Here is a 21,881-nt window from a genome sequence, read left to right as displayed (position 1 = left end):
CGATCTGGGGCAGACGATGTTTCCGATCCGCGACCACAATCCCTCGCGCCGTCCGGCGCATGTCACGCGGGCGCTGATCGCGCTCAACGTGCTGGTGTTCCTGCTGACCTGGCCCGCCTTTTCCAGCGGGCGGGGCCTGCTGACGCTGTGGGCGGACTGGGCGCTGATCCCGGCGGCGGTCACGCAGGGCTATCACTGGTACACGCTTGTCACCTCGATGTTCCTGCATGCGGGGCTGCTGCACATCGCGGGCAACATGCTGTTCCTGTGGATCTTCGGCGACAATCTGGAAGACGAGATGGGGCCCTTGCGCTTCCTCGCGTTCTACCTTGCCTGCGGGATCCTCTCGGCCATGGCCCATGTCGCCTCGAACCCCGGCAGCGTGGTGCCGACGGTCGGCGCCTCGGGCGCGATCGCGGGGGTGATGGGGGCCTACCTGCTGATGTTCCCGCGCGCCCGGATCGACGTGCTGTTGATCTTCATCATCTTCTTCAAGGTGATCCAGATCCGCGCCTGGGCGGTGCTGGGGATCTGGTTCGCGCTGCAGTTGCTGCAGGGCGCCGCGAACGATCCCGGCGCCAGCGTCGCATACTGGGCCCATGCCGGCGGCTTCGTCGCGGGCGCGCTGCTGGTGCTGCCGCTCTGGCTGCGCCGCGGCGGCCCGCGCTTCTGGGCCCGCACGCAGGGCGCGCCGCCGCATCCGGCCGCGGGCCAGCTGACTCGCGTGCCGCTGGTGCCGCGCCGCCGCCGCTAACGGTCGCGCCAGGCCTGCAGGATATAGGCCGCGGTCATCAGGTCGAGATGCGCGCCGCCGCCGTTCTTGCAGATCGTGATCTCGTCGGGGCTGGTCCGCGCGAAGCGACCGGAGCCCAGGTCGTAGTAATCTGCGATCACGTCGCCGCGGGCGATGACGCCGCGGGCGAGCGGGTCCTTCAGCTCGCCGATATGCTCGATCGTGGTGGCGTAGGAGTTCACGAAAAGCCGCGCGCGGGTCAGCGCGGTGTCATCGACCTCGCGCATGTCGGGGCGATAGGCGCCGATCAGGTCCAGATGCGTGCCGGGAGACAACCATTCGCCCTTCAGGATCGGCTCGGAGGCCATCGTCGTCGTGGCGATGATCTCGGCCCGCGCCACCGCCTCGGGCAGGTCGGTCACCGCCCGGGCGCCGACCTCGGCCGCCAGTGCCTCGGCCGCGGCGGGGCTGCGGTTCCAGATCTCGAAGCTCGCGCCTGGGAAGGCCGCGGAATAGGCCTGAACCATCGAGCGCGCGACATTGCCCGCGCCAAGGATCAGCACCCGCCGCGCCTCGGGCCGCGCAAGCCGCCGGGCGGCCAGCAGCGAGTCGCCCGCCGTCTTCCACTTGGTCACCAGATGGAAATCGACGATCGCCTCGAGCGTGCCGTCGCGGTCGGAAAACAGGTTCACCGCGCCGTTGACCATCGGCTTGCCGTTCGCCGGGTTGCCCGGCATCACCGTCGCCCCCTTGATTGCAAGGCCCAGCCCGTCGATCCAGGCCGAGCGGGTCAGCAGCGTGTCGCGCCCACGGTAAAGGAAGGTATCCGCGACCTCGGCCTTCGGCAGCGCATGGCCCGCGGCCAGCGCCTCGGTCAGCGCGATCCAGTCCAGATGGGCCTCGGCCTCGGGGCCGACGATTTCGATGGTCATGCCGTCTCCTGCTCGGTCAAAAGTCCTGCCGCCACCAGCCGCGCGGCCCAGCCGTCGGCGCCGTCGAACAGATGGGTCTGCCAGCCGCGCGCGGCGGCGGCCGCGACATTCTCGGCCCGGTCGTCGGTGAAGAGAAGGGCGGCGGGGGCGATGCCGGTTTCGGCCTCGAGCCGCGCGTAGATCGCGGGATCGGGCTTGGTGACGCCCATCGGGCCGGACAGGAACAGCCGGTCGAAGCGCCCGAGGAACGGATGCACCGCCAGCGACCGCGCGAAGGGATCGGACGCGAAGTTCGACAGCGCGAAGCAGCGCACGCCGCGGGCGAGCAGCGCCTGCAGCAGCCGGACCGAACGGGGCAAGGCGGGGCCGGCCAGATCTTCCCAGCGGTCATGCCAGAGCCGGATTTCTGCCGCCCAGTCAGGGCGCTCGGCGGCGGTGGCCTCGACCGTGTCGCGGAACGGCGCGCCGGCGTCGATACGGGCGTGCATCGCATGCAGGTCCACCGCCGCGAACAGCGCCCGGCGGGCCGCGTCGCCGATGCGCTCGTCGTAGAACCGTTCGGGCTGCCATCCGATCAGCACATTGCCGATGTCCCAGACGACCGCCGCCGGGGTCATGGCGCCTCGCGCATCGCCGCCCGCAACACGCGGTCCAGCGCATCGAGGAAGCGCGAGCGGTCGGCCTTGGAGAACGGCCGGCCGCCCCCCTGCCGGAACGGATCGGCGGCCCGCAGGTCGGCCATCAGGTCGCGCGTCGCCAGCACGTTGCCGATATTGGCCTCGGTCAGCGCCTCGCCGTTCGGCTTCAGCACCTTCGCACCCGAGGCCACGGCCCGCGCGGCCAGCGGGATGTCGTTCGTCACCACCACGTCGCCGCGCCCGGCACGCTCGGCGATCCAGATGTCGGCGGCATCGGGGCCCTCGGGCACGAAGACCATCTCGACCAGCGGATGCGGCGAGGGGCGCAGGCCGCCGTTCGAGACCAGCAGCATCTTCTGCCGCAGCCGCTCGGCCACCTTCAGGCATTCGTCCTTGACCGGACAGGCGTCGGCATCGACGTACAGCGCCATCACAACCCCTCGGCCAGCGCGATCAGCACCGGCACCGACAGGATGCTGGCCGCGGTCGAGATCAGGATCGCGGCCGAGACGCGCTGCTGCGCGGCCCCGAAGTGATGCGCCAGCATGTAGACGTTGCCGGCCACTGGCAGGGCCGCGGTCGCGATCATCACCGTGATGTCGAAGCGCTCGACCGGGAACAGCCAGATCGCCGCGGCGCCCACCGCCAGCGGATGCAGAACCAGCTTCGCGACGCTCAGCCAGATCGCGGGGCCCAGCCGCTCGGCCGCGCCGCGGGCGGCGAGCGAGGCGCCGATCGCGAACAGCGCGCAGGGCGTCGCCGCCCCGCCGAGCTGCACGAGGAACTCCTTCGCAGGTCCCGGCAGCGGCAGGCCAAGCTGCGACCAGACGATGCCTGCCACCATCGACACGATCATCGGGTTGCGCGCCAGCCCGCGGGCCAGCGCCTTGAACAGCGCCGGCGAGATCCGCCCCGCGCGCGACCCCGCGACCAGCATCGTCACCAGCGAGGCGAAGACGATCAGGTCGATGGTCAGCATCATCAGGATCGGCCCCGCCGAGGCCGGGCCGAGGATCACCCCCAGCATCGGCAGCCCGAGGAAGCCGGTGTTGCCGGTCATGCCCGTGTGGGCCTCCATCGCGGCATCGGCCAGCGGCTGGCGGCGCAACCGGGCCACGGCCATGCCCACCGCCCAGACCGCGCTCGAGCCGACGAGATAGGCGGCGACGAAGGCGGGATCGAAGATCTCGCCCAACGGCAGCTCGGCCGAGAAGCGGAACAGCATCGCCGACAGCGCGAAGTAGAAGACGAAGCGGGTCAGCCAGGCGGTCGCGTCGGCGGTGAACCAGCGCGCGCGTCCCGCCCACCAGCCAAGGCCGATCAGCGCGAAGAAGGGGAGTGTCTTTAGGAAGATGGCCAGCATCGCGGGGCCATCCCTAGCACGGGGTCCGGGCCTGTGCCAGCGCTGGCCGGTGCTGCGGCGCGCGCGCCGGAACGTCATTTCTCGCAGGCTCAGCTGCCGGGCAGACGCGACAGGATTTCTGCCGCATTCCACAGCAGCACCAGCCCCGCCACCGCCGCCATCGGCCGGGTCAGGCGGCTGCGCAGCGGGGTGAGTCGCGCATGGGTGATGGTCAGCGCCACCGTCGCGAACCAGACCCCCGCCACCCCCAGCACACACAGCGCCAGGGTCAGGCTGGGGCCGATGCTGCCGGCACTTCCCAGCCGCAGCGCCGAGGCGGCGAAGAACCCGGCGCTGAGCGGATTGCTGGCCGCTGTGGCGAGCCCGTTCACGAACCCGCCCCGGGGCGGGCGGCCGTCGGGCCGGTCGCGGGGGGCCACGACCTCGTGCAGAAGCCGCAGCCCCATCAGCGCCAGCAGCGCGGCGAAGCCGATGGCGGCGGCGCGCAGCGCCGGGCTGAGGTGGCCGCCCGGATCGGCGGCCAGCGCGGGGCCAAAGGCCAGTCCCGCCGCCAGCGCCAGCGCCGCGGCGCCCAGCGCGACACCAAGCGCGGTGGCGAGCGAGGACATGCGCGACCCGCTCCAGGCGGCACGCGAGACGACCACGAAATTCGGCCCCGGCAGGATTGCCAGCAGGGCATAGGTCAGGGTGAAGGATACCATCCGGTGAAATCCGATGAATGAATGACTGGGGATCAAAAACTGGGGCCTCGGGCCGCCTGCCACGCCGGCGGCGTGGTCGGGCGGTCCGGTGGCTGTGGGCACTGTCAGCAGTCCCTTCGGCGGCGGGCGGAAATTTCCCGGCCTGCGGGGTTTGCCTTGGGTCAGACGGGGGCGGGCCACCTCCCTTCGCGGCGCGATCGCCGGTCACCGGCGCGCGGCCGAGGGGGACACGTCCCCGTCGCGCGTGGCGGCGCGGGGTCGAAGAGTTTGCGGATGTGCCAATTGCCGCAGCGGGGCAGGCGATATCCACCGGTCGCGCCCGCCACACGCACGGCAGGATGCTCGCGCCATCGCGGGCGCGGCAGGTCAGGGGGCGGGTGGATCTGCGGATCGGGGGGAACGGTTGCCAACATGGCGGTCCCGGGCACTGGTTACTCGCCCTGAAGTTTAGTTGCGCCGCCGATTCCGGCAAGCGCGCCGTCAGGCTCAGGCCGCGGGGCGGCGGAAGTCAGCCGCCCCCGATCAGCGCTCCGGCCGCGAAGACCAGCGCCCCGCCCAGCACCACCTGGAAGGCCGCGCGCAGGAAGGGCGTCTCCATGTAGCGGTTCTGGATCCAGACGATGGCCCAGAGCTCGACGAAGACGATGGCGAAGGCGAGGAAGGTCGCGGTCCAGAAATCGGGGATCAGGTAGGGCAGGGCATGGCCGAGCCCGCCCAGCATCGTCATCACCCCCGAAGCCAGGCCGCGTTTCCACGGGCTGCCGCGCCCCGACAGCACGCCGTCGTCATGCGCGGCCTCGGTGAAGCCCATCGAGATGCCGGCGCCCACCGCCGCGGCAAGGCCCACGGTCAGCGTCGTCGCCGGATCGCGGGTGGCGAAGGCGGTGGCGAAGATCGGCGCCAGGGTCGAGACCGAGCCGTCCATCAGCCCCGCCAGCCCCGGTTGCACCCAGGTCAGCACGAACTGGCGATGCGCGGCGTGATCCTCGCCCTCGCGGGTCTCGCCGTCCAGATGGGTCGCGGCCAGCGTGCCGGCGGTGTGCTCGTGCCCGGCCTCGGCCGCGGCGAGATCGCCCAGCAGCTTGCGGGTGGCCGCATCGCTCGTGCGCGCCGCGGCCGCGAGGTAGAAGCGTTCGGCGTCGCGCTCCATCGCCGCCGCTTCCTCGCGGATCCGCTCGAGCCCCAGCCCCTCGATCAGCCAGACCGGGCGGCGCGCGTAATAGCCCGCGACATGCTCGCGCCGGATCAGCGGGATCACCTCGCCGAAGCGGGCGCGGTGACGCTCGATCAGGCGGCGGCGATGCTCGTCCTCTTCGGCGGCCATGCCGTCAAAGACCCCGGCCGAGGCCGGGAATTCGGCGCGCAGTCGTTCGGCATAGCTGCGATAGATCCGGGCGTCGTCCTCTTCGGACGAGATCGCCAGCGCGAGCACCTCCTGCTCTGAAAGGTCGGTGAACCGTCGGCGCATACCCAGTCCGGGAATCATCGCGATGCGTCCTTCTTTAGAATGATTCCAGATCTAGGATCCTTCCGTGACCGACGCAATGTGCGAAACCGCACAGATTCCCGGCGCCGCGCCTCTTGAATGGGTGAACTGAAAAGTTCACCTCAGTTGCAACGAAGACGACCCGGGGGAAGTGACGATGCGGCCAAGACTGTCACGAAACTGGCGCCCCGCGCTCGTGCTGGCGATGCCGCTGGCCTTGGCGCTGGCGACGGGCGCCGGCCTGACGGGGCAGGGGGTGGCCAAACCCCTTGTTTCGCCCGCTGCGCCGGCGCAAGGGCCGGAACTGGCCCCGGCGCCCGGATGCGCGCCGGCGAAGACCCCGCCTTTCGGGGCCTGTGCGCTGCCGCTGGACCGCTGAGTTCAGTTCGGCGGGAACCCCCGCCCGCAGCGCGGGCGTTTTCTCGTGACTCTCTTTGCTCTCGCACGCCCTTGGGGTTAGGATCGAAAAGGAGATACGAGAATGGATGCCATGCCGGACGGACAGGACGACATCGCCCGCGACACCGGGGACCGGACCGAAATCCGCAAGGGGCGGAAGTTCGGTCAGGTGCTTGCAGGGGCGCGCAAGATCTTTCTGAGGGACGGCTACGAGGGGGCGAGCGTCGACGACATCGCCCGCGAGGCCGGCGTCTCGAAGGCGACGCTCTACAGCTATTTCCCCGACAAGAAGCTGCTGTTCCTCGAAGTCGCCAAGGCCGAATGCGGCCGGCAGGCCGAACAGACGCTCGAGGTGCTCGACCTCGACGCCGCGCCCGAGCAGGTGCTGCGCACCGCGGCCGAGCATATCGTCACCCTCGTCTCGTCCGAGTTCGGGCAGAAGGTGTTCCGGATCTGCGTGGCCGAAAGCGACCGCTTCCCGCAGCTGGGGCGCGAGTTCTACCACTCGGGCCCGCATCTGGTGCGCCAGCGGATCTCGGAATACCTGCGCCGGGCCGTTGCGCGCGGCGAGCTGGCGATCGAGGATATCGAGCTGGCCGCCGACCAGTTCCACGAGCTCTGCAAGGCCAACATCCAGGCCAAGCTGATCTTCGGGATCAACGACTGCTGCCCGGCACGCGATGCCAAGCGCACGGTCGACGGCGCGGTCGAGATGTTCCTGGCGCGCTACGGCGTCCGGCAGACGGCCGGCTGACGCCTGCGGCGACCGCGCCCGGGCTCAGGCTCTGGCTCTGGCTCTGGCTCAGGCGAGGTCGCGCACGATCAGCGAGGTGCCGGTGCCGCGCTTCACCTCGAACCGCTCGGTCCGCCGCACCAGATCGCTGAACTTCGACGCGCCATAGCTGCGCACGTCGAAATCGGGATTGGCTTGGGCGATGTACTGCCCGACCTGGCCAAGGTTGAACCACTCGCCCTCGACATCGATCGCCCGCATAGCCGCGACGATCAGCGGGATCGCCGACTTTGGGTTCTCTTTGCCGCGGCCCGCGGGCTCGCTGCTGCGGGCGGGGGCGGGCTGGCCCGGCTCGACCGGCTCGGGCGCTTCGTCGGCGCCGAGGTTCTCGACATAGATGAACCGCTTGCAGGCCATCCGGAACGCCTCGGGCGTCTTCTTCTCGCCGATGCCATAGACGTCGAGCCCCTGCTCGCGGATCCGGGCGGCGAGCCGGGTGAAGTCGCTGTCGGACGAAACCAGAACGAAGCCGTCGAATAGGCCCGAATGCAGGAAGTCCATGGCCGAGATCACCAGCCCGATGTCGCTGGCGTTCTTGCCCTTGGTGTTGGCGAACTGCTGGTCGGCGACCAGCCCCAGCGTCGCGACCTTCTCGGCCCATTTGCCCAGCCGCTGCGCCGACCAGTCGCCGTAGATGCGCCGCACGCTGGCCTCGCCCAGCGTCGCGATCTCGTCGAAGATCGCGGTGGCGTAATGGGCGGGGACGTTGTCGGCATCGATCAGCACGCAGAGGCGGGCGGCGCGGGTGGGCATGTCGGGCATCTTGGCCTCCGTTCGTTTCCCCCCTTCTGCCCGAAACCGCGTGGCTTCGAAAGGGGCGGCGGTCCGCCGCCGGTCGCGGCCAGGGTGCTGGTGCCCCGCGCTGGGCAGCAGCGCCGGCAGGGTCTAGTCTGACGCCGATGGCAGAAGGATGGCCCCGATGACCGACACCCCGATCCGCAGCCGTTGGCTGCCCGCCCTGACCGCGGCCGCGCTGCTGGGCGCCTGTCAGGCCGGCACTCCCGCAGCGCCGGCGACCGATCCGGCGGCCGATCCGGCCACCACCGCGGATGTCTGCGGCGCGTCCAAGCACCAGTCGCTGGTCGGCAAGCCCGGCAAGGGGCTGGCTCCCGGCCGGTTCGGCGTGCCGGTGCGGATCGTGACGCCGGGGTCGATGATGACGATGGACTACCGGGCCGAGCGGCTGAACATCTCGATCAACGAGGCCGGGCTGGTCGAGAAGGTCTACTGCGGCTGAGGCCACGCCCCCGGCGGCCGGGGGCGCGGCGAGGGCCGTCAGTCGGCGCGGAATTCGCCGTGGCAGTCCTTGCAGGCGCCGCCGACCGCGCCCATGCCGGCCTTGAGCGTGTCGACGCTGGCGACGTCGATCTTCATCGCCGCGGCTTCCAGCGCCTTGGCGTCAGAGGCGAAGTCGTCCCAGTCGTCCCAGATCTCGGCCTTGGCCTCGCTCACCGGGTCGGTTTCCTTGGGTTCGAACTTGGCGGGGATCTCGGCGGCGGCGGCGGCCAGCGCGGTCTTGGCCGCGGCGGCCTTGCCGGCATCGAAGGCGGCCTTGCCCGAGGCCATGTCCCCCAGCGTGCCGGTGTTCAGACGGATCGTCTGCATGAGCGCGATGCGCTCTTTCACGACAGGGTTCTTGGCCTCTTCCTTGGCATAGGCGGCGCCGGCGGCGACGATCAGGGCGAGGGCGGTGATCTTGGCGGCGGTCTTCACGGGGTCTGGCTCCTGCGCTGGGGATGAGGGGCGGGTGTCCGCCCCTTCACCAGACGCAGGCTGACGCGAAACCCTTCACCGGCCCAGCCGTGATCACGCGAATGTCATCCGGCGTGGGTACGCGCGATGGTCCGACGCAGCGTCAGACAGACCGGGGTCAGGCCATCGCGGCCCGGGGCACCCGCGGCTCGCGCACCGGCAGGTGGACGACGGCCGAGAAGGCCCCGACGGCAACGCCGATCCACCAGACCGCATTGTAGTTGCCGTAGATGTCGTAAAGCCGCCCGCCCAGCCAGACGCCCATGAAACCGCCGATCTGGTGCGACAGGAAGACGATCCCGTAGAGCGTGCCCATGTAGCGCAGCCCGTAGAGATGCGCGACGAGGCCCGAGGTCAGCGGCACCGTCGCCAGCCAGAGCGAGCCCATGACCATCGAGAAGATCAGCACCGAGGCCGGCGTGACCGGCAGCAGGATGAAGGCCGCGGCGGCAATGGTGCGCCCGACATAGATCCAGGCCAGCAGGTATTTCTTGGTGTGGCGGTTGCCCAGCCAGCCGGCGGTGATCGTGCCGACGATGTTGGCCATGCCGATCACCGAGATCGCGATCGCCCCCAGCGCCGAGGTCGACGAGATGCCGATCGCCGCGAGCGGCCCGGTGGGCGAGATCGCCGAGCACATCTCGGTCACGAAGGCCGGGAAATGCGCGGTGATGAAGCCCAACTGGTAGCCGCAGCTGAAGAAGCCGAGGAAGATCATGATGAAGGACGGGTCGCGGAAGGCGCGGGCCAGCACGGCGCCCATGCTTTCCTCGATCTCGGCCTTGCTGGCACGGGCGGGGGCGCGCAGCATCGGCAGCGCGAACAGCGCGCAGAGGATGATCGCCGCGAAGATCATGAACACGGTCTGCCACGGATACTGGGCCAGCAGCGCCTCGGCCAGCGGGGCGCCGAAGACCTGCCCGGCCGAGCCCGCGGCGGTGACGATGCCCAGCGCGACAGAGCGGTGTTCGGGCTTCGCGGCGCGGCCGACGACGGCGAGGATGACGCCGAAGCCGGTGCCGGCGATGCCGAAGCCCACGAGGATCTCGAGCATCTGCATCTGCGCGGGCGTCACTGCCCAGGCCGACAGCACCAGCCCCGCAGCATACATCAGCGCGCCAAGGATGATCGCCAGCCGGTCGCCCCAGCGTTCGGCGATCGCCCCGAAGATCGGCTGCCCGATGCCCCAGGCCAGGTTCTGGATCGCGATCGCCAGCGAGAATTCCGCGCGGGGCCAGCCGAACTCCTGCGCGATCGGCAGCTGGAAGACGCCGAAGCTGGCGCGGACCGAGAAGCCGAGCAGGATGATGATGCAGCCGCCGATCAGGACGGGGGTGATGAGCCCGCCGGGGGCGCGTGCGTCTTGGTGCATGGGGGGCCTCCGGGCCGGGAAACTGCTCCGAACGGTTCAGCACTCGGGGAATCGGGGCCGCGCGTCAATCGTGCTTTTGTGATGCAGACAATGACGTTCGGTGATGAGGCCGCCCTGCCCACCTTGTCGCGGAGGCCTCGGCAGGGTTAGGTGCGCGCCATGAGCCAGAGCCAGACCGCCGACCAGACCCTTGCCGAGATCTATGAAGCCCGTGTCGCCTCCGGCGCGATCCGGGGCGACGACGCGCAGCGCCGGGTGCTGCCCGAGCTGGAGCGGGTGCGCCGCGCGCTCGAGGCGCCGGTGCCGAAGAAGGGGCTGTTCGGCTTCCTGTCGAAGGCGCCGGAAACCCCCAAGGGCCTGTATCTGTGGGGTGGCGTCGGGCGCGGCAAGTCGATGCTGATGGATCTTTTCGTGGAAAGCGTCGGCATCGAGGCCAAGCGGCGGGTGCATTTCCACGCCTTCATGCAGGAGATCCAGACCCGTCTGCACGAGGTCCGGAAGACCGGCGTGCAGGATGCGATCCGCCCGGTGGCCGAGGCCGTGGCCGAACGCGCGCGGCTTCTGGCCTTCGACGAGATGCAGATCACCGACATCGCCGATGCGATGATCGTGGGGCGGCTGTTCCAGTATCTCTACGAACTCGGGACGGTCGTCGTCACCACCTCGAACCGGGTGCCCGAGGATCTCTACAAGAACGGGCTGAACCGGCCGCTGTTCCTGCCGTTCATCGCCCTGATCCGCGAGCGGATGGAGGTGCGCGAGCTGTCGTCGGACACCGACTACCGGCAGGACCGGCTGGCCGGCGCGCAGGTTTATTTCCATCCCGCCAATGCCTTGGCCGATCGCGAGATGGAGAGGGTCTGGGACGACCTGACCAACAACGGCGATGACGGGCCGCTCCGGCTCGAGGTGATGGGCCGGGTCGTCGAGCTGCCGAACCACCGCGCCCGGGTCGCGCGGGCGAGCTTCTGGGATCTCTGCGGCAAGCCGCTGGGGCCCGCGGACTACCTTGCGATCGCCGAGGCGGTGGATGTCTTGCTGCTCGACCACATTCCGCGGCTGGGGTCCGAGAACTTCAACGCCGCGAAGCGGTTCGTGACGTTGATCGACGCGCTTTACGAGGCGAAGGTGCGGCTGGTCTGCTCGGCCGCCGACATCCCGGAACATCTCTATCAGGAGGGCGAGGGCAGCTTCGAATTCGAACGCTCCGCCAGCCGGCTGCGCGAGATGCAGGGGGCGGACTGGGGCGCCGACCGCGCGGCGCCCAAGACCTGACCCGAGCCTGATACCGGCTGAAACGGGGGGGTGCGAGGCGTGCACCTGCGGTACACCCCCCGTACATACGCCTGTACACCCCCAGCGGCCGCGGCGTTTACGCGGCCTTAGCGCTCAGCATGTCGCGCACCAGCGGAATCACCTTCTCGCCGTAGAGCCGCACCCCGTCCTGCTGCACCGCCGGATCCTGCGGGCCGGCCGAGTATTTCAGGTCGAACCGGGCAAGGCCCAGCGTGCGGACAGTCGAGGCGATCTTGCGCGCCACCGTCTCGGGCGAGCCGACGTAGAGCGAACCCTGCACGATCTCGCGTTCGAAATCGTCGCGGCGCAGGGGCGGCCAGCCGCGCGAGCCGCCGATCAGGTCGTGCATCTTCTTGTAGCCGGGCCAGTAGCGCTCTTTCGCCTCGGCATCGGTCGGGCCGACATGGCCGGGCGAATGCACGCCGACCGGGGCCGGGGGCTGGCCGATCTGTTCCCAGACCTGCTGGTGCAGATCGACGAAGGGCCGGAACCGGCCCGGCGCGCCGCCGATGATCGCCAGCATCAGCGGCAGGCCGTGGCTCGCCGCGCGCACCACAGACTGCGGGCTGCCGCCGACGCCGATCCAGACCTTGGGGGCCGCGCCCTCGGGTCGCGGATAGACGGTCGCGCCCTTCAGCGGCGCGCGCAGCCGGCCCTTCCAGCTGACCTTCTCGTCGCGCAGGAGCCGCGTGAAGAGGTCGAGCTTCTCTTCGAACAGCTCTTCGTAATCGCTGAGGTCGAGGCCAAGCAGCGGGAAGCTTTCGGTGAAGCTGCCGCGGCCGAGGATCAGCTCGGCCCGGCCCTCCGACAGCGCGTCGAGCGTGGTCAGGCGCTGGTAGAGGCGCACGGGCTCGTCCGAGGACAGGACCGTGACCGCGGTGCCAAGGCGCAGGCGCGTGGTCTTTGCTGCGGCGGCGGCCATGACGATCTCGGGCGCCGAGACCGCGAAGTCGGCGCGGTGATGCTCGCCGATGCCAAGGAAGTCGACGCCGGTCTGGTCGGCGATGACCGCCTCTTCGATCAGGTCGCGAAGGACCTTGGCATGGCTGTTGAGCGTGCCGGCGGTGGCGGTGACATCGCCGAAGGTGTCGAGGCCAAGCTCGATGGTGCTGAGGTCGGTGGTCATGGCGGGGTCTCGCGATGGGGGCACCCTTGCGGGTCGTTGACCCCAAGGTAGGCGAGGGTGCGGGGCGTCACAACGCGCCGGCCTGTGCGGGGGCAAAGGGGAGATGTGCGGCCGAAACAGAGTCGGGGGAGGCGCGCCTCCCCCGGGCCCCCTGCGCTCTGGCGCGTCCTTCGGAGCGGAGCGCCCGGGCCGGGGGGGCGCGGGGGGCCACGCTGGCCCCCCGACCCTGTTTCCGGCTCAGCCGTTTTCGCGCAGGATGGCGCCCGCGAGGTAGAGCGATCCGCAGATCAGGATCCGCGCGCCGGGGTCCTCGGCCGCGATCCGCGCCACCGCCTCCTGCACCGAGGCGGCGGTGCGGGCGGCGATGCCGGCGGCCGCGGCGGCCTCGGCGGTGACCTCTGCGGGAAGGGTGTTCGCCTCGCCGGGGATCGAGACCGCGGTCAGGCTTTCGGCCCGGCCGGCGAGCGGGCGCAGGTAGCCCGCGATGTCCTTGGTGTTGAGCATCCCCACCACCAGATGCGTGGCTCGCGCGGGCATCCGCGCCAGCGTCGCGGCCAGCGCCTCGCCCGCCGCCGGGTTGTGGCCGCCGTCGAGCCAGAGTTCGGTCCCCGCCGCGGCGGTGACGAGCGGGCCGGACTTGAGGCGCTGCATCCGCGCCGGCCAGAAGGCGCGGGTGACCGCGGCCTCGCAGGCCTCGGGCCCGGCGCCAAGGTGGCGCAGCGCGGCCAGCGCGGCGCCCGCGTTGTCGATCTGGTGCACGCCCGGCAGGTTCGGCAGCGGCAGGTCGAGCAGGCCGTTCTCATCCTCGAACACCAGCCGGCCGGCCTCTTCCCGCGCGCGCCAGTGCTGGCCCGAGACCAGCAGCGGACAGCCAAGGCGCTCGGCCCGGGCCTCGATCGCGGCCAGCCCCTCGTCGCTTTGCGGGCCGACCACGCAGGGAACGCCGCGCTTGAGGATCCCGGCCTTCTCGCCCGCGATCTCGGTCAGCGTCTCGCCGAGGTATTGCTGGTGGTCGAGCGAGACCGGGGTGATCACCGTCAGCCGCGGGCGTTCGACGACGTTGGTCGCGTCGAGCCGTCCGCCGAGGCCGACCTCGAGCAGGGTCCAGTTCGCCGGCACCCGCGCGAAGGCGAGCAGCGCCGCGCAGGTGGTGATCTCGAAGAAGGTGATGCTTTCGCCGCCGTTCTTCTCCCAGCACTCGTCGAGAAGCGCGGTCAGGTCTTCCTCGGTGATGATTTGGCCCGCGACGCGGATGCGTTCGTGGAACCAGGCGAGGTGCGGCGAGGTATAGGCGTGGACGCTGGCGCCGCCGGCCTCGAGGCCGGCGCGGATCATCGCCTGGGTCGAGCCCTTGCCGTTGGTGCCCGCGACATGGATCACCGGCGGCAGCGCGCGTTCAGGGTGGCCGAGCGCCGCCAGCAGCCGGTGCACCCGGTCCAGCGTCAGGTCGATGATCTTCGGATGCAGCGCCATCATCCGCGCGAGGATCGCGTCGGAGGTGACGGGCGCGGCCGGGGCGGTCACTTCTTGGCGGCCTTCGCGGGGGCCTCGACGGGCAGCGCGGCGTCGGGGCCGGCGGCGACGACCTCGGCCGGTTTCTCGACAGCGGGTTTCGGCGCGGGCAGGTCGGCGGTCACGGCGGGCGGCTGGCGCATCATCATGCGCAGGATCGTCACCAGCTCCTCGCGCAGCTGCTTGCGGTGCGTCACCCGGTCGAGCATGCCGTGATCGAGCAGGTATTCGGCGCGCTGGAAGCCTTCGGGCAGCTTCTCGCGGATCGTCTGCTCGATCACGCGGGGACCAGCGAAGCAGATCAGCGCGTTCGGCTCGGCGATATGGACGTCGCCCAGCATCGCGTAGGAGGCGGTGACGCCGCCCGTGGTCGGGTGGGTCAGCACGACGATGTAGGGCAGGCCCGCTTCTTTCAGCAGCTCGACCGCGACCGTGGTGCGGGGCATCTGCATGAGCGACAGGATGCCTTCCTGCATCCGGGCGCCGCCGGCGGCCGAGAACAGGATCAGCGGGCGCTTGAGTTCCACCGCGCGGCGGGCGGCGGCGACGATGGCGTTGCCGACATACATGCCCATCGACCCGGCCATGAACGAGAAGTCCTGGCAGGCGGCGACGACGGGGGTGCGGGCGATCTCGCCCTCGGCCACCAGCATCGCTTCCTTTTCGCCCGTGGTCTTCTGCGCGGCGCGCATCCGTTCGGGGTATTTCTTCTGGTCGCGGAACTGCAGCGGGTCGGTGACCGGCTCGGGCACCTTCACCTCGGTGAAGATCCCGCCGTCGAAGAGCGCGGCGAAGCGCGCGCGCGGCGTGATCGTCATGTGGTGGTCGCAGGTGGTGCAGACGTTGAGGTTGTCCGCCAGCTCGCGGTGGAACAGCATGGTTCCGCACTCGGGGCACTTGGTCCAGAGGTTCTCGGGGATTTCACGCCGCGAGAAGAGCGAGTTGATCTTCGGGCGGACGTAGTTCGAGATCCAGTTCATCGGGGGCCAAGCTTTCGGTCGCGTCGTTTCGCGGTCCGAGATAGGACAGCGGGCAGCGAAAAGCAATCGACGGGCCGGGATCTGCGGTCGTGAAGGGAAATCGGCATGCGGGGGCGCGTCGCGGCGGCGGTGGGGAGGCTGGGGGCCGGGGCGATGGTGGCTCTGGTTCTGGCGTCGTCATGGGCCGGACCGGTGCGGGCGGATGCGCCGCTGCGCGTTTCGGTCGACGGGCGGGCGCTGATCGTCACCGGGCCGAAGGGCTATTGCATCGACCGTGCCGGGGCGCGCGGCTCTGACAGCGGCGCGGTGGTGGTGCTGGGCAGCTGCGCGGCGCTGGGGGGCGGGCGGGCACGGCCCGAGACCGGCCCCGCGATCCTGAGCGCGGCGGTGGCCTTCGGCGACCGGGGCGCCGCAGAGGGGCTTCTGGACCGACTGGCGGCGTTTTTCGGCACCGAGGCGGGGCATGCGGCCCTGTCGCGCAGCGGCGATGCGGCCAGCGTGGTGGTGCTGGCGGCTGAGCGGCTGGGCCCCGGGGCGGGGGACGCGCTGGTGCTGTCGGTCGAGGACAGCGGCCCGGGCGCCGGGGTCGCGCCGCAATACTGGCGGGCGGTGCTGCTGCTGCGCGGCCGGCTGGTGACGCTGAGCGCGATGGCCCCGCAGGGCGGCACGCTGACCCCGGCCGAGCTGCGCGCGGTGCTGGAGGAATTCGTCGCCCGGATGGTCGCCGTTAATGCCCGCGTGGCAGGATGAGCGCGGCGCTTTGACCCTTTCCCTCGGCCGGGGGACATGGGAACACTGTTGCGTGAACCGTCGCCCCGGCCGCCCCGTCGGCCGGACCGGCGGCAAGGACGACCGGACCCCGATGGCAGAACTTCCCGACCGATTCCTCGACCGCGCCGCGCGCAAGCGGGCCGAACGTTATTGGGCGCGGGCCGCGCGGCTGGCCGAGGGGCTGGCGCCCGAGGCGCTGCGCGGGCTGCGGGGCCGGGCGCGGGCGCTGTCGCGCGATCTCGACCGGGTGCTGCACGTGGCCGAGGGGCGGCTGGCCCAGCCGCTGGCCGGCGCGCCGATCGAGGCGCCGCTGGGCACCGACTGGACCTGGCGCCCCGAGATCTGGAGCGGGCCTTTGCGCCCGCACGGGCTGGCCCCGGCCGCGGCGCGGGCGAATTTCGGCGCCGAGCTGACGGTGTTCCACGATTGCCCGCTGGGCGAGATCAGCCTGCGCCAGACCCGCAACACCCGGGCCGAGCACGTCGCGCCCTACGGGCTGCGGCTGGACGTGCTGCGCTTCGGCGGCAGTTTCCTGAGCCTCGTGCTCGACCTGCCCGAGGCCGCGGTGCAGGGGCTGCGGCTGCGCCATGTCGTGCGGCTGGCCGGGGTGATCGAGGCCGAGCGCCCGGTCGAGATCTATGCCCGGCTCAACGTCCGCCACGGCCCCAATACCGAGCAGATCGTGCGCGGCCTGCCCGCCGGACCGGGCAAGGGGACCGGGCCGGTCGCGGCCGAGTTCGACCTAGCCTATACCAAGATGAACGAAAAGCGCGTCGACCGCGCCTGGCTCGACCTGATCGTGGACGGGCCCGCCTGCAACGAGATCGTGTTCCGCGACCTGACCCTGGGTCGCCGTCCGCGATCGGACCTGTGAGGGCCGAAGCCATGCCCGAGATCCGCATCACCGATGCCCGCATCCGCTTCGGCCGCTGGGAGGCCGAGTTGGTCACCGACGTGCCGCTGGCCGAACCGCCCGAGGCGCTGCACGAGGGTGTGGCGCTGCCCGGCGTCGAATCCGAGATGCTGGACGCCGCCGCCGGCCGCTGGCGGGTCGCGGTGCCGATTCCCCCGCAGATCCTGAGCGATGGCGTGCAGACCGTGCTGGTGCGCCTGCGCGGCGCGCCCGAGGCGCTGGCGCGATTCACCATCGTCACCGGCCAGCCGCTGGACGAGGACCTGCGGGCCGAGATCGACCTGCTGCGGGCCGAGTTGGACCTGCTGAAGCGCGCGTTCCGCCAGCATGTCGCGGCCGGTGCCGAAGGGCCTGCGGCGACGGTCGGGCCCGCGGCCTGAGATCGCCGCAATTTCGCGTGCGCAGCGCAGAAATCCGTGGTGATATTGAATAACCGTGCCCAACTCTGCCAGTGCATCCCGGTCTGCCCGCCGATGCATGCCATGGTGGGGGCCGAGGACGGGAACCGGTCTGCACCCTGACCGGCGGGTGTTTCCGCGATGGGAACCAACCGCGGTTGAAACCCCCGATTTGTCGCCTCGCCTCCCCAATCCTGCCCGAATTGGCATCGATACCGGTGGCCAGAGATGAAGTGTCTTTTCGAGGTGCACAATGGACCGACTGACGGAGATGGAGGCCTTTGCCACGGTCGTTGACCAGGGCGGCTTCACCGACGCGGCGAAGAAGATGGGTATTTCCAAGTCAGCGGTTTCCAAGCACGTTTCTGCGCTGGAGGCCCGCCTTGGCGCACGCCTTCTGAACCGCACCACCCGACGCGTCAGCCCGACCGAGATCGGACTGGCCTATTACGACCGCGCCCGGCGGGTGCTGAACGATGCCGGCGAGGCCGACGCGCTGGTGACCTCGATGCAGTCCGCGCCCTCGGGCCTGCTGAGGATCTCGGTCGCGACGGATTTCGGGGTCAACCTGCTGTCGCCGGTGCTGGGGGATTTCCTGGGCGCCTTCCCCGAGATCACCGTGAACATGGTGCTGAACAACCGCTACGTCGAACTGATCTCCGAAGGGTTCGACATGGCGATCCGGGTCGGCGACCTCGAGGACTCGACGCTGCGGGCCCGCAAGCTGACCGAGACCACGCGGCGGATGATCGGCTCGCCCGAGTATTTCAAGAAGTTCGGCCGTCCGACCAAGATCGACGACCTGAACGAGCACAAGCTTCTGCACTATTCGAACCAGTCTTCGGCCAGCGTCTGGCGGATCACCGCGCCCTCGGGCGAGAAGCGGCAGGTGCGCACGGCGGGCTGGCTGACGGTGAACGACGGGCAGTCGCTGCTGAACGCCGCGATCTCGGGGCTGGGCATCGCCTATCTGCCGTCGTTCCTCTACGCCGACGCGATGCGCAAGGGGCTGGTCGAGGACGCGATCCCCGAGCTGCCGCAGGAGACGCTGGGCATCTATGCCGTCTACCCGCCGGGCCGTTTCACCCAGCCGAAGGTGCGCGCCTTCATCGACTTCCTCGCCACGCAGTTCGCGGACAAGGGGCCCGACAAGTGGTGAGCCGGGCGGGCTGATCGGCCCCCCCGACAGACTTCCGACAATCAGGCCGTTTCAGCGGGTCGAGGTCAGCACCACCTCGACCCGCCGGTTTCTTGCGCGCCCCTCGGGGGTGAGGTTGCTGGTCAGCGGCGAGAGATAGCCCACGCCCTCGGCCGCCAGCTGCCCGGCCGGCACGCCCAGCGGCCCGGTCAGCCGCGCCATCACGCTTTGCGCGCGCTGTGCCGAGAGGGCGCGGTTCGCCTCGGCCGAGCCCTCGGTGTCGCTGTGCCCGACCAGCGTCACCCGCCGCGCCGGGTCGCCCTTCAGCCAGTCCGCCAGCCCCGAAAGCGAGGCGAAGGGTTCGTCCGCGAGATCGGCCGAGCCGGTCGCGAACTCGAGGTCGGCCAGCACGAGGCTGCCGTTCTCGGCCAGGGCGCTGCCGATGGCGGTGGCGTCGCCGGTGGCGGCCGGCGCGGGGGTTCCGACCGCGATGCCGTCCAGCACGGGGGCGCCGGGCAGCGGGGCGGCGGCGCCGGCGGCGGGCGCGGGCGGGGCCGTGGCGGGGGTCACGAGGCTGGCCTGCACGAAGCCGTGGTTCGGGCTGCGGCTGACCCAGAGCGCGATCCAGGCGTCGCCGCCGCCCTCCTTGCGGCGGGCCAGCAGGTAGCGGTAGTCGCCAAGGTCGACATGCATGCCGGGTTCGGCCAGCAGCGGCGAGGCATAGCGGAAGTCGAAGCCGCCGCAGCCGTCGGTGTCGCAGGCGAAGACCTCGGCGAAGCCCGCGTCGCGGATCTGGTCGCGCAGCGGCGCCAGCAGCGCCAGCGTGCCGTCGGTGATGTCGGGGACCTGCCAGGCGGTCTGGGTGACGCGGCCCTCGGCCACGATCGCGGGGACGGTGCTGCCGTCCCAGGCGCCGGCGGGCAGGCGCAGGCTGCCGAAATCCTGCGTGTCGGTGGCGCGCTGCTCGGTGCCCGGGGGCAGGCGGAACGGCAGGTCGGGGGCCGAGGGGGCGCTGGCCGCGGGGACCTCGGTCGCAATGGGTTGCGCCGCAGCAGGTTGGGTGGGGGCGGTCTGGGCGGCCGCCGGGACCGCCGCCAGCAGCCCGAGGCCGAGCGCCGCCGCGCGAAGGCCCGCGGCGCTCATGCGCCCTCCGCCGGCTTCAGGCGGTAGTGGTAGCCGGGGCTCTGTTCCATCCCGGCCGCGTGATAGGCGGCCTGGGCCCCGAGGTTGCCGGCGGTGACCAGCAGCGTCAGATGCGTGCAGCCGACCGAGGCCGCCCAGCGCGCCGACTCCGACAGGATGTCGCGCGCGAGGCCGCGGCGGCGGTGCGCGGGCAGCACATGCAGCGCGTGCAGCGCCGCGACCTGCCCCAGCGCGCCGACATAGGCCGCCCCGGCCGGGCGGTCGTCGTCCCGCCCGAGGATCGCGGTCTTCGGGTCCGCCGCCCGCTCCATCACCGCGACCCGCGCGGGGCCCAGCCCGTCGGCGGCCCAGATCTCGCGCTGCACCTCGAGCGGCGGCCAGATCGCGAAGCAGCGCAGGCGCGGCAGCTCGCGCATCAGGCGCTCGACCGGGGCGGTGAAGGTGACGACCGGGTCGTTGATCACATAGCCGCGCGCGGCCAGCGCCGCGTCGAGCGCGGAATCGCCCGGCAGGACCCGGAACAGCAGCGACTGCCCCTCGGCGCGCATCCAGTCCTCGGCCGCGTCGAGATCGGCGGGCGTCCAGCCCGGCGCCACGGTCGTGGCGCTGACCCGCTGGCCGCCGCCCGCGCCGCGGCGCAGGGTGAGGGGGCCGCGATGCTCGGTCGCCGCGGGCGGCCAGCTTGCCTCGAGCGCGGCGAGGATCGGGTCGCTGCTCATGCCGTGGTCTCGGGGAAGGCCGCGGCCAGCGCGGTCATCGCGGCGCTGACCTCGGCCGCCTCGGGGCCGCGCACCACGAGGTTGGTGCCATAGGCGCCGTTCGACTGGAACGGGTAGGAGCCCATGGTCACGCCGGGATGTTCGGCCGCGATCCGGCCCAGCGGCTCGGCCACCTCGCCCTCGGGGCGCAGGACGCGCAGGGTCTGCGACAGGAGCGGCCGCCCGCCGGTGATCAGCGGCAGCACCGAGGCGACCATCGCCTGGAAGACCGCGGGAACGCCGGCCATCACATGGACATTGCCGAGCGTGAAGCCCGGCGCGATCGAGACCGGGTTGTCGATCAGGGTCGCGCCCTCGGGGATGCGGGCCATGCGCAGCCGCGCCTCGTTCAGCTCGACCCCGCGGGTCTTGTAATGCGCGGCCAGCAGCGCGCGGGCATCCTCGCGCACGCCGACGCCGGCACCGAAGGCCGCGCCGACCGCGTCGGCGGTGATGTCGTCATGGGTCGGGCCGATCCCGCCCGAGGTGAAGACATGGTCCGCGAGGTCCGACAGCGCCCGCACCGCGGCCACGATCGTGGCGTGGTCGTCGGGAACGATGCGCACCTCGCGCAGGTCGACGCCGATCCGCGACAGCTCTGCGGCGAGGTAATGGGCATTGCCTTCGCGCGTGCGGCCCGAAAGGATCTCGTCGCCGATGACGAGGATGGCGGCGGTGGGATTGGGCATCGGCGGGGCTCCTGGCTGCGGTCCTGCGCCAAGGTATAGGACCGGCAGCGGGGCCGGGAAAGGCCGGGCAGGGCCGGGCTCTGGCCAACGCGGCGGAATGGGCCTATCTAGGGCGGCAGTTTCAGGAACAGCGGGGCGGACCAGTGGACGATCCGAGCGGGCGTCTGACCAAGGACGGCATCAGGATTTACGAGCGCGGCGATTTCGCCGGGATGGCGGCCGCGGGGGCGATCGCGGCGCGGATCCTCGACGAGGTGGCGCCGCTGGTGCAGCCCGGGGTGACGACGGCGAGCCTGGACGAGTTCATCGAGGCGCGGGTGGCCGAACTGGGCGCGACCTCGGCCACGATCGGCTATCGCGGTTATCAGCATGCCTCGTGCATCAGCGTGAACCACGTGGTCTGCCACGGGATCCCGGGGCCGAAGGTGCTGAAGGACGGCGACATCCTGAACATCGACGTGACGGTGATCCTGGACGGCTGGTTCGGCGACACGAGCCGGATGTATGTCGCGGGCGCGCTGAGCCGGAAGTCCGAGCGGCTGCTGCAGGTCACCCATGACGCGCTGATGCTGGGGATCGAGCAGGTGCGGCCCGGCAACACCTTCGGCGACATCGGCCATGCGATCCAGACCTATGTCGAGGCGCAGCGGATGAGCGTGGTGCGCGACTTCTGCGGCCATGGCGTGGGAAAGGTGTTCCACGCGCCGCCGAACGTGCTGCACTACGGGCGCAAGGGCTCTGGCGCGGTGCTGGAAGAGGGCATGATCTTCACCATCGAGCCGATGGTGAACCTCGGCCGGCCCGAGACCAAGGTGCTGGCCGACGACTGGACGGCGGTGACCCGCGACAAGTCGCTGTCGGCGCAGTTCGAGCATTCGGTGGGGGTGACCGGCGACGGGGTCGAGATCTTCACGCTGAGCCCGACGGGGCGGTTCCACCCGACCTGGGGCTGAGGGCCGCGCGGGATCCCGGGCGGGGAGGGGGCGCT

24 protein-coding genes are annotated in these 21,881 nt (G+C 71.0%); 9 read left to right on the top strand and 15 right to left on the bottom strand.

All coding sequences use genetic code 11. The features are described from left to right. Nucleotides 1-16 precede the first annotated feature (16 nt). Nucleotides 17-754, top strand: coding sequence for a rhomboid family intramembrane serine protease (locus tag V8J36_RS02365; RefSeq protein ID WP_336465639.1), 738 nt, complete (start codon nt 17-19; stop codon nt 752-754). Here the strand turns inward: V8J36_RS02365 and V8J36_RS02360 are convergent. The 6 genes from V8J36_RS02360 to mbfA all read right to left on the bottom strand — a co-directional run bounded on the left by V8J36_RS02360 (nt 751) and on the right by mbfA (nt 5,853). After that, complete coding sequence (locus V8J36_RS02360) at nt 751-1,665, bottom strand: ornithine cyclodeaminase family protein (protein WP_336465638.1); 915 nt, start codon at nt 1,663-1,665, stop codon at nt 751-753. The two genes, V8J36_RS02365 and V8J36_RS02360, sit on opposite strands and share 4 nt — an antisense overlap. After that, the gene (locus V8J36_RS02355; RefSeq protein ID WP_336465637.1) at nt 1,662-2,282 is read right to left on the bottom strand and encodes an HAD-IA family hydrolase; all 621 of its coding nucleotides are present in this window, start codon (nt 2,280-2,282) and stop codon (nt 1,662-1,664) included. Before V8J36_RS02355 ends, V8J36_RS02360 begins: the two co-directional genes overlap by 4 nt. Then, nucleotides 2,279-2,734, bottom strand: coding sequence for a YaiI/YqxD family protein (locus tag V8J36_RS02350; protein WP_442902452.1), 456 nt, complete (start codon nt 2,732-2,734; stop codon nt 2,279-2,281). Before V8J36_RS02350 ends, V8J36_RS02355 begins: the two co-directional genes overlap by 4 nt. Continuing rightward, entirely contained in the window at nt 2,734-3,666 is a 933-nt protein-coding gene (locus tag V8J36_RS02345) for an AEC family transporter (protein ID WP_336465635.1), read from the bottom strand. The genes V8J36_RS02350 and V8J36_RS02345 overlap by 1 nt, the downstream gene beginning before the upstream one ends. Before the next feature lie 89 nt (nt 3,667-3,755). Further along, entirely contained in the window at nt 3,756-4,367 is a 612-nt protein-coding gene (locus V8J36_RS02340) for a LysE family transporter (RefSeq protein ID WP_336465634.1), read from the bottom strand. 508 nt (nt 4,368-4,875) lie between these two features. Next, entirely contained in the window at nt 4,876-5,853 is a 978-nt protein-coding gene (mbfA, locus tag V8J36_RS02335) for an iron exporter MbfA (protein WP_336465633.1), read from the bottom strand. A gap of 490 nt (nt 5,854-6,343) precedes the next feature. Between mbfA and V8J36_RS02330 the strand changes: the two genes are divergently transcribed. Continuing rightward, nucleotides 6,344-7,006, top strand: a complete 663-nt coding sequence (locus V8J36_RS02330) for a TetR/AcrR family transcriptional regulator (protein ID WP_336466174.1) — start codon at nt 6,344-6,346, stop codon at nt 7,004-7,006. A 48-nt stretch (nt 7,007-7,054) separates the two neighbouring features. Here the strand turns inward: V8J36_RS02330 and V8J36_RS02325 are convergent, their stop codons facing one another. Next, a complete protein-coding gene (locus tag V8J36_RS02325) occupies nt 7,055-7,798 on the bottom strand; it encodes an NYN domain-containing protein (RefSeq protein ID WP_336466173.1) in 744 nt (247 codons plus the stop codon). 166 nt (nt 7,799-7,964) lie between these two features. Between V8J36_RS02325 and V8J36_RS02320 the strand changes: the two genes are divergently transcribed. Further along, nucleotides 7,965-8,282: an I78 family peptidase inhibitor gene (locus tag V8J36_RS02320; protein ID WP_336465632.1), complete on the top strand. Its 318-nt coding sequence runs from the start codon at nt 7,965-7,967 to the stop codon at nt 8,280-8,282. Between the two features lie 38 nt (nt 8,283-8,320). On the opposite strand, the gene V8J36_RS02315 is transcribed toward V8J36_RS02320, so the two are convergent. Beyond that, a complete protein-coding gene (locus V8J36_RS02315) occupies nt 8,321-8,758 on the bottom strand; it encodes a c-type cytochrome (protein WP_336465631.1) in 438 nt (145 codons plus the stop codon). A gap of 157 nt (nt 8,759-8,915) precedes the next feature. After that, entirely contained in the window at nt 8,916-10,169 is a 1,254-nt protein-coding gene (locus V8J36_RS02310) for an MFS transporter (protein ID WP_336465630.1), read from the bottom strand. Nucleotides 10,170-10,328: 159 nt separating this feature from the next. On the opposite strand from V8J36_RS02310, the gene zapE reads away from it, so the two are divergent. Further along, the gene (zapE, locus tag V8J36_RS02305) at nt 10,329-11,444 is read left to right on the top strand and encodes a cell division protein ZapE (RefSeq protein ID WP_336465629.1); all 1,116 of its coding nucleotides are present in this window, start codon (nt 10,329-10,331) and stop codon (nt 11,442-11,444) included. Nucleotides 11,445-11,541: 97 nt separating this feature from the next. On the opposite strand, the gene V8J36_RS02300 is transcribed toward zapE, so the two are convergent. From V8J36_RS02300 to accD, 3 genes are all read right to left on the bottom strand, one after another. Next, complete coding sequence (locus V8J36_RS02300; protein WP_336465628.1) at nt 11,542-12,591, bottom strand: LLM class flavin-dependent oxidoreductase; 1,050 nt, start codon at nt 12,589-12,591, stop codon at nt 11,542-11,544. A gap of 237 nt (nt 12,592-12,828) precedes the next feature. Next, entirely contained in the window at nt 12,829-14,067 is a 1,239-nt protein-coding gene (locus tag V8J36_RS02295) for a bifunctional folylpolyglutamate synthase/dihydrofolate synthase (protein WP_336466172.1), read from the bottom strand. Nucleotides 14,068-14,111: 44 nt separating this feature from the next. Continuing rightward, nucleotides 14,112-15,083, bottom strand: a complete 972-nt coding sequence (accD, locus tag V8J36_RS02290) for an acetyl-CoA carboxylase, carboxyltransferase subunit beta (RefSeq protein WP_336465627.1) — start codon at nt 15,081-15,083, stop codon at nt 14,112-14,114. A gap of 105 nt (nt 15,084-15,188) precedes the next feature. On the opposite strand from accD, the gene V8J36_RS02285 reads away from it, so the two are divergent. The 4 genes from V8J36_RS02285 (at nt 15,189) to V8J36_RS02270 (ending at nt 18,324) form a co-directional block, all read left to right on the top strand. Beyond that, entirely contained in the window at nt 15,189-15,833 is a 645-nt protein-coding gene (locus tag V8J36_RS02285; protein ID WP_336465626.1) for a hypothetical protein, read from the top strand. 112 nt (nt 15,834-15,945) lie between these two features. Next, nucleotides 15,946-16,728, top strand: a complete 783-nt coding sequence (locus V8J36_RS02280) for a DUF6478 family protein (protein ID WP_336465625.1) — start codon at nt 15,946-15,948, stop codon at nt 16,726-16,728. A gap of 11 nt (nt 16,729-16,739) precedes the next feature. After that, entirely contained in the window at nt 16,740-17,147 is a 408-nt protein-coding gene (locus V8J36_RS02275; RefSeq protein WP_336465624.1) for a hypothetical protein, read from the top strand. Between the two features lie 271 nt (nt 17,148-17,418). After that, entirely contained in the window at nt 17,419-18,324 is a 906-nt protein-coding gene (locus V8J36_RS02270) for a LysR family transcriptional regulator (RefSeq protein ID WP_336465623.1), read from the top strand. A gap of 51 nt (nt 18,325-18,375) precedes the next feature. Here V8J36_RS02270 and V8J36_RS02265 read toward each other — a convergent pair whose 3' ends face one another. From V8J36_RS02265 to V8J36_RS02255, 3 genes are read right to left on the bottom strand one after another with little or no spacing between them, the layout of a single operon-like run. Next, nucleotides 18,376-19,446, bottom strand: coding sequence for an OmpA family protein (locus tag V8J36_RS02265; RefSeq protein ID WP_336465622.1), 1,071 nt, complete (start codon nt 19,444-19,446; stop codon nt 18,376-18,378). Continuing rightward, complete coding sequence (locus tag V8J36_RS02260) at nt 19,443-20,165, bottom strand: GNAT family N-acetyltransferase (RefSeq protein ID WP_336465621.1); 723 nt, start codon at nt 20,163-20,165, stop codon at nt 19,443-19,445. Before V8J36_RS02260 ends, V8J36_RS02265 begins: the two co-directional genes overlap by 4 nt. Continuing rightward, nucleotides 20,162-20,893 carry a competence/damage-inducible protein A gene (locus V8J36_RS02255; protein WP_336465620.1) on the bottom strand — a complete coding sequence of 244 codons (732 nt, stop codon included), beginning with the start codon at nt 20,891-20,893 and terminating at the stop codon, nt 20,162-20,164. Before V8J36_RS02255 ends, V8J36_RS02260 begins: the two co-directional genes overlap by 4 nt. 143 nt (nt 20,894-21,036) lie before the next feature. On the opposite strand from V8J36_RS02255, the gene map reads away from it, so the two are divergent. After that, nucleotides 21,037-21,846, top strand: coding sequence for a type I methionyl aminopeptidase (map, locus tag V8J36_RS02250; RefSeq protein ID WP_336465619.1), 810 nt, complete (start codon nt 21,037-21,039; stop codon nt 21,844-21,846). Nucleotides 21,847-21,881 lie beyond the last annotated feature (35 nt).

The organism is Frigidibacter sp. MR17.14 (assembly GCF_037095735.1).
Classification (GTDB): Bacteria; Pseudomonadota; Alphaproteobacteria; order Rhodobacterales; family Rhodobacteraceae; genus Frigidibacter.
This window is presented reverse-complemented; position numbering and strand designations above follow the sequence as displayed.

Bases quoted from the DNA above. Each gene is read 5' to 3' on its own strand.
- V8J36_RS02255 (WP_336465620.1), bottom strand. From the start codon at position 20,893: ATGCCCAATCCCACCGCCGCCATCCTCGTCATCGGCGACGAGATCCTT.
- V8J36_RS02350 (WP_442902452.1), bottom strand. From the start codon at position 2,734: ATGGCGCTGTACGTCGATGCCGACGCCTGTCCGGTCAAGGACGAATGC.
- V8J36_RS02300 (WP_336465628.1), bottom strand. From the start codon at position 12,591: ATGACCACCGACCTCAGCACCATCGAGCTTGGCCTCGACACCTTCGGC.
- accD (WP_336465627.1), bottom strand. From the start codon at position 15,083: ATGAACTGGATCTCGAACTACGTCCGCCCGAAGATCAACTCGCTCTTC.
- V8J36_RS02345 (WP_336465635.1), bottom strand. From the start codon at position 3,666: ATGCTGGCCATCTTCCTAAAGACACTCCCCTTCTTCGCGCTGATCGGC.
- V8J36_RS02285 (WP_336465626.1), top strand. From the start codon at position 15,189: ATGCGGGGGCGCGTCGCGGCGGCGGTGGGGAGGCTGGGGGCCGGGGCG.
- mbfA (WP_336465633.1), bottom strand. From the start codon at position 5,853: ATGATTCCCGGACTGGGTATGCGCCGACGGTTCACCGACCTTTCAGAG.
- V8J36_RS02270 (WP_336465623.1), top strand. From the start codon at position 17,419: ATGGACCGACTGACGGAGATGGAGGCCTTTGCCACGGTCGTTGACCAG.
- V8J36_RS02280 (WP_336465625.1), top strand. From the start codon at position 15,946: ATGGCAGAACTTCCCGACCGATTCCTCGACCGCGCCGCGCGCAAGCGG.
- V8J36_RS02360 (WP_336465638.1), bottom strand. From the start codon at position 1,665: ATGACCATCGAAATCGTCGGCCCCGAGGCCGAGGCCCATCTGGACTGG.
- V8J36_RS02275 (WP_336465624.1), top strand. From the start codon at position 16,740: ATGCCCGAGATCCGCATCACCGATGCCCGCATCCGCTTCGGCCGCTGG.
- V8J36_RS02260 (WP_336465621.1), bottom strand. From the start codon at position 20,165: ATGAGCAGCGACCCGATCCTCGCCGCGCTCGAGGCAAGCTGGCCGCCC.
- V8J36_RS02325 (WP_336466173.1), bottom strand. From the start codon at position 7,798: ATGCCCACCCGCGCCGCCCGCCTCTGCGTGCTGATCGATGCCGACAAC.
- zapE (WP_336465629.1), top strand. From the start codon at position 10,329: ATGAGCCAGAGCCAGACCGCCGACCAGACCCTTGCCGAGATCTATGAA.
- V8J36_RS02340 (WP_336465634.1), bottom strand. From the start codon at position 4,367: ATGGTATCCTTCACCCTGACCTATGCCCTGCTGGCAATCCTGCCGGGG.
- V8J36_RS02365 (WP_336465639.1), top strand. From the start codon at position 17: ATGTTTCCGATCCGCGACCACAATCCCTCGCGCCGTCCGGCGCATGTC.
- V8J36_RS02320 (WP_336465632.1), top strand. From the start codon at position 7,965: ATGACCGACACCCCGATCCGCAGCCGTTGGCTGCCCGCCCTGACCGCG.
- V8J36_RS02310 (WP_336465630.1), bottom strand. From the start codon at position 10,169: ATGCACCAAGACGCACGCGCCCCCGGCGGGCTCATCACCCCCGTCCTG.
- V8J36_RS02355 (WP_336465637.1), bottom strand. From the start codon at position 2,282: ATGACCCCGGCGGCGGTCGTCTGGGACATCGGCAATGTGCTGATCGGA.
- V8J36_RS02295 (WP_336466172.1), bottom strand. From the start codon at position 14,067: ATGATGGCGCTGCATCCGAAGATCATCGACCTGACGCTGGACCGGGTG.
- V8J36_RS02330 (WP_336466174.1), top strand. From the start codon at position 6,344: ATGCCGGACGGACAGGACGACATCGCCCGCGACACCGGGGACCGGACC.
- V8J36_RS02265 (WP_336465622.1), bottom strand. From the start codon at position 19,446: ATGAGCGCCGCGGGCCTTCGCGCGGCGGCGCTCGGCCTCGGGCTGCTG.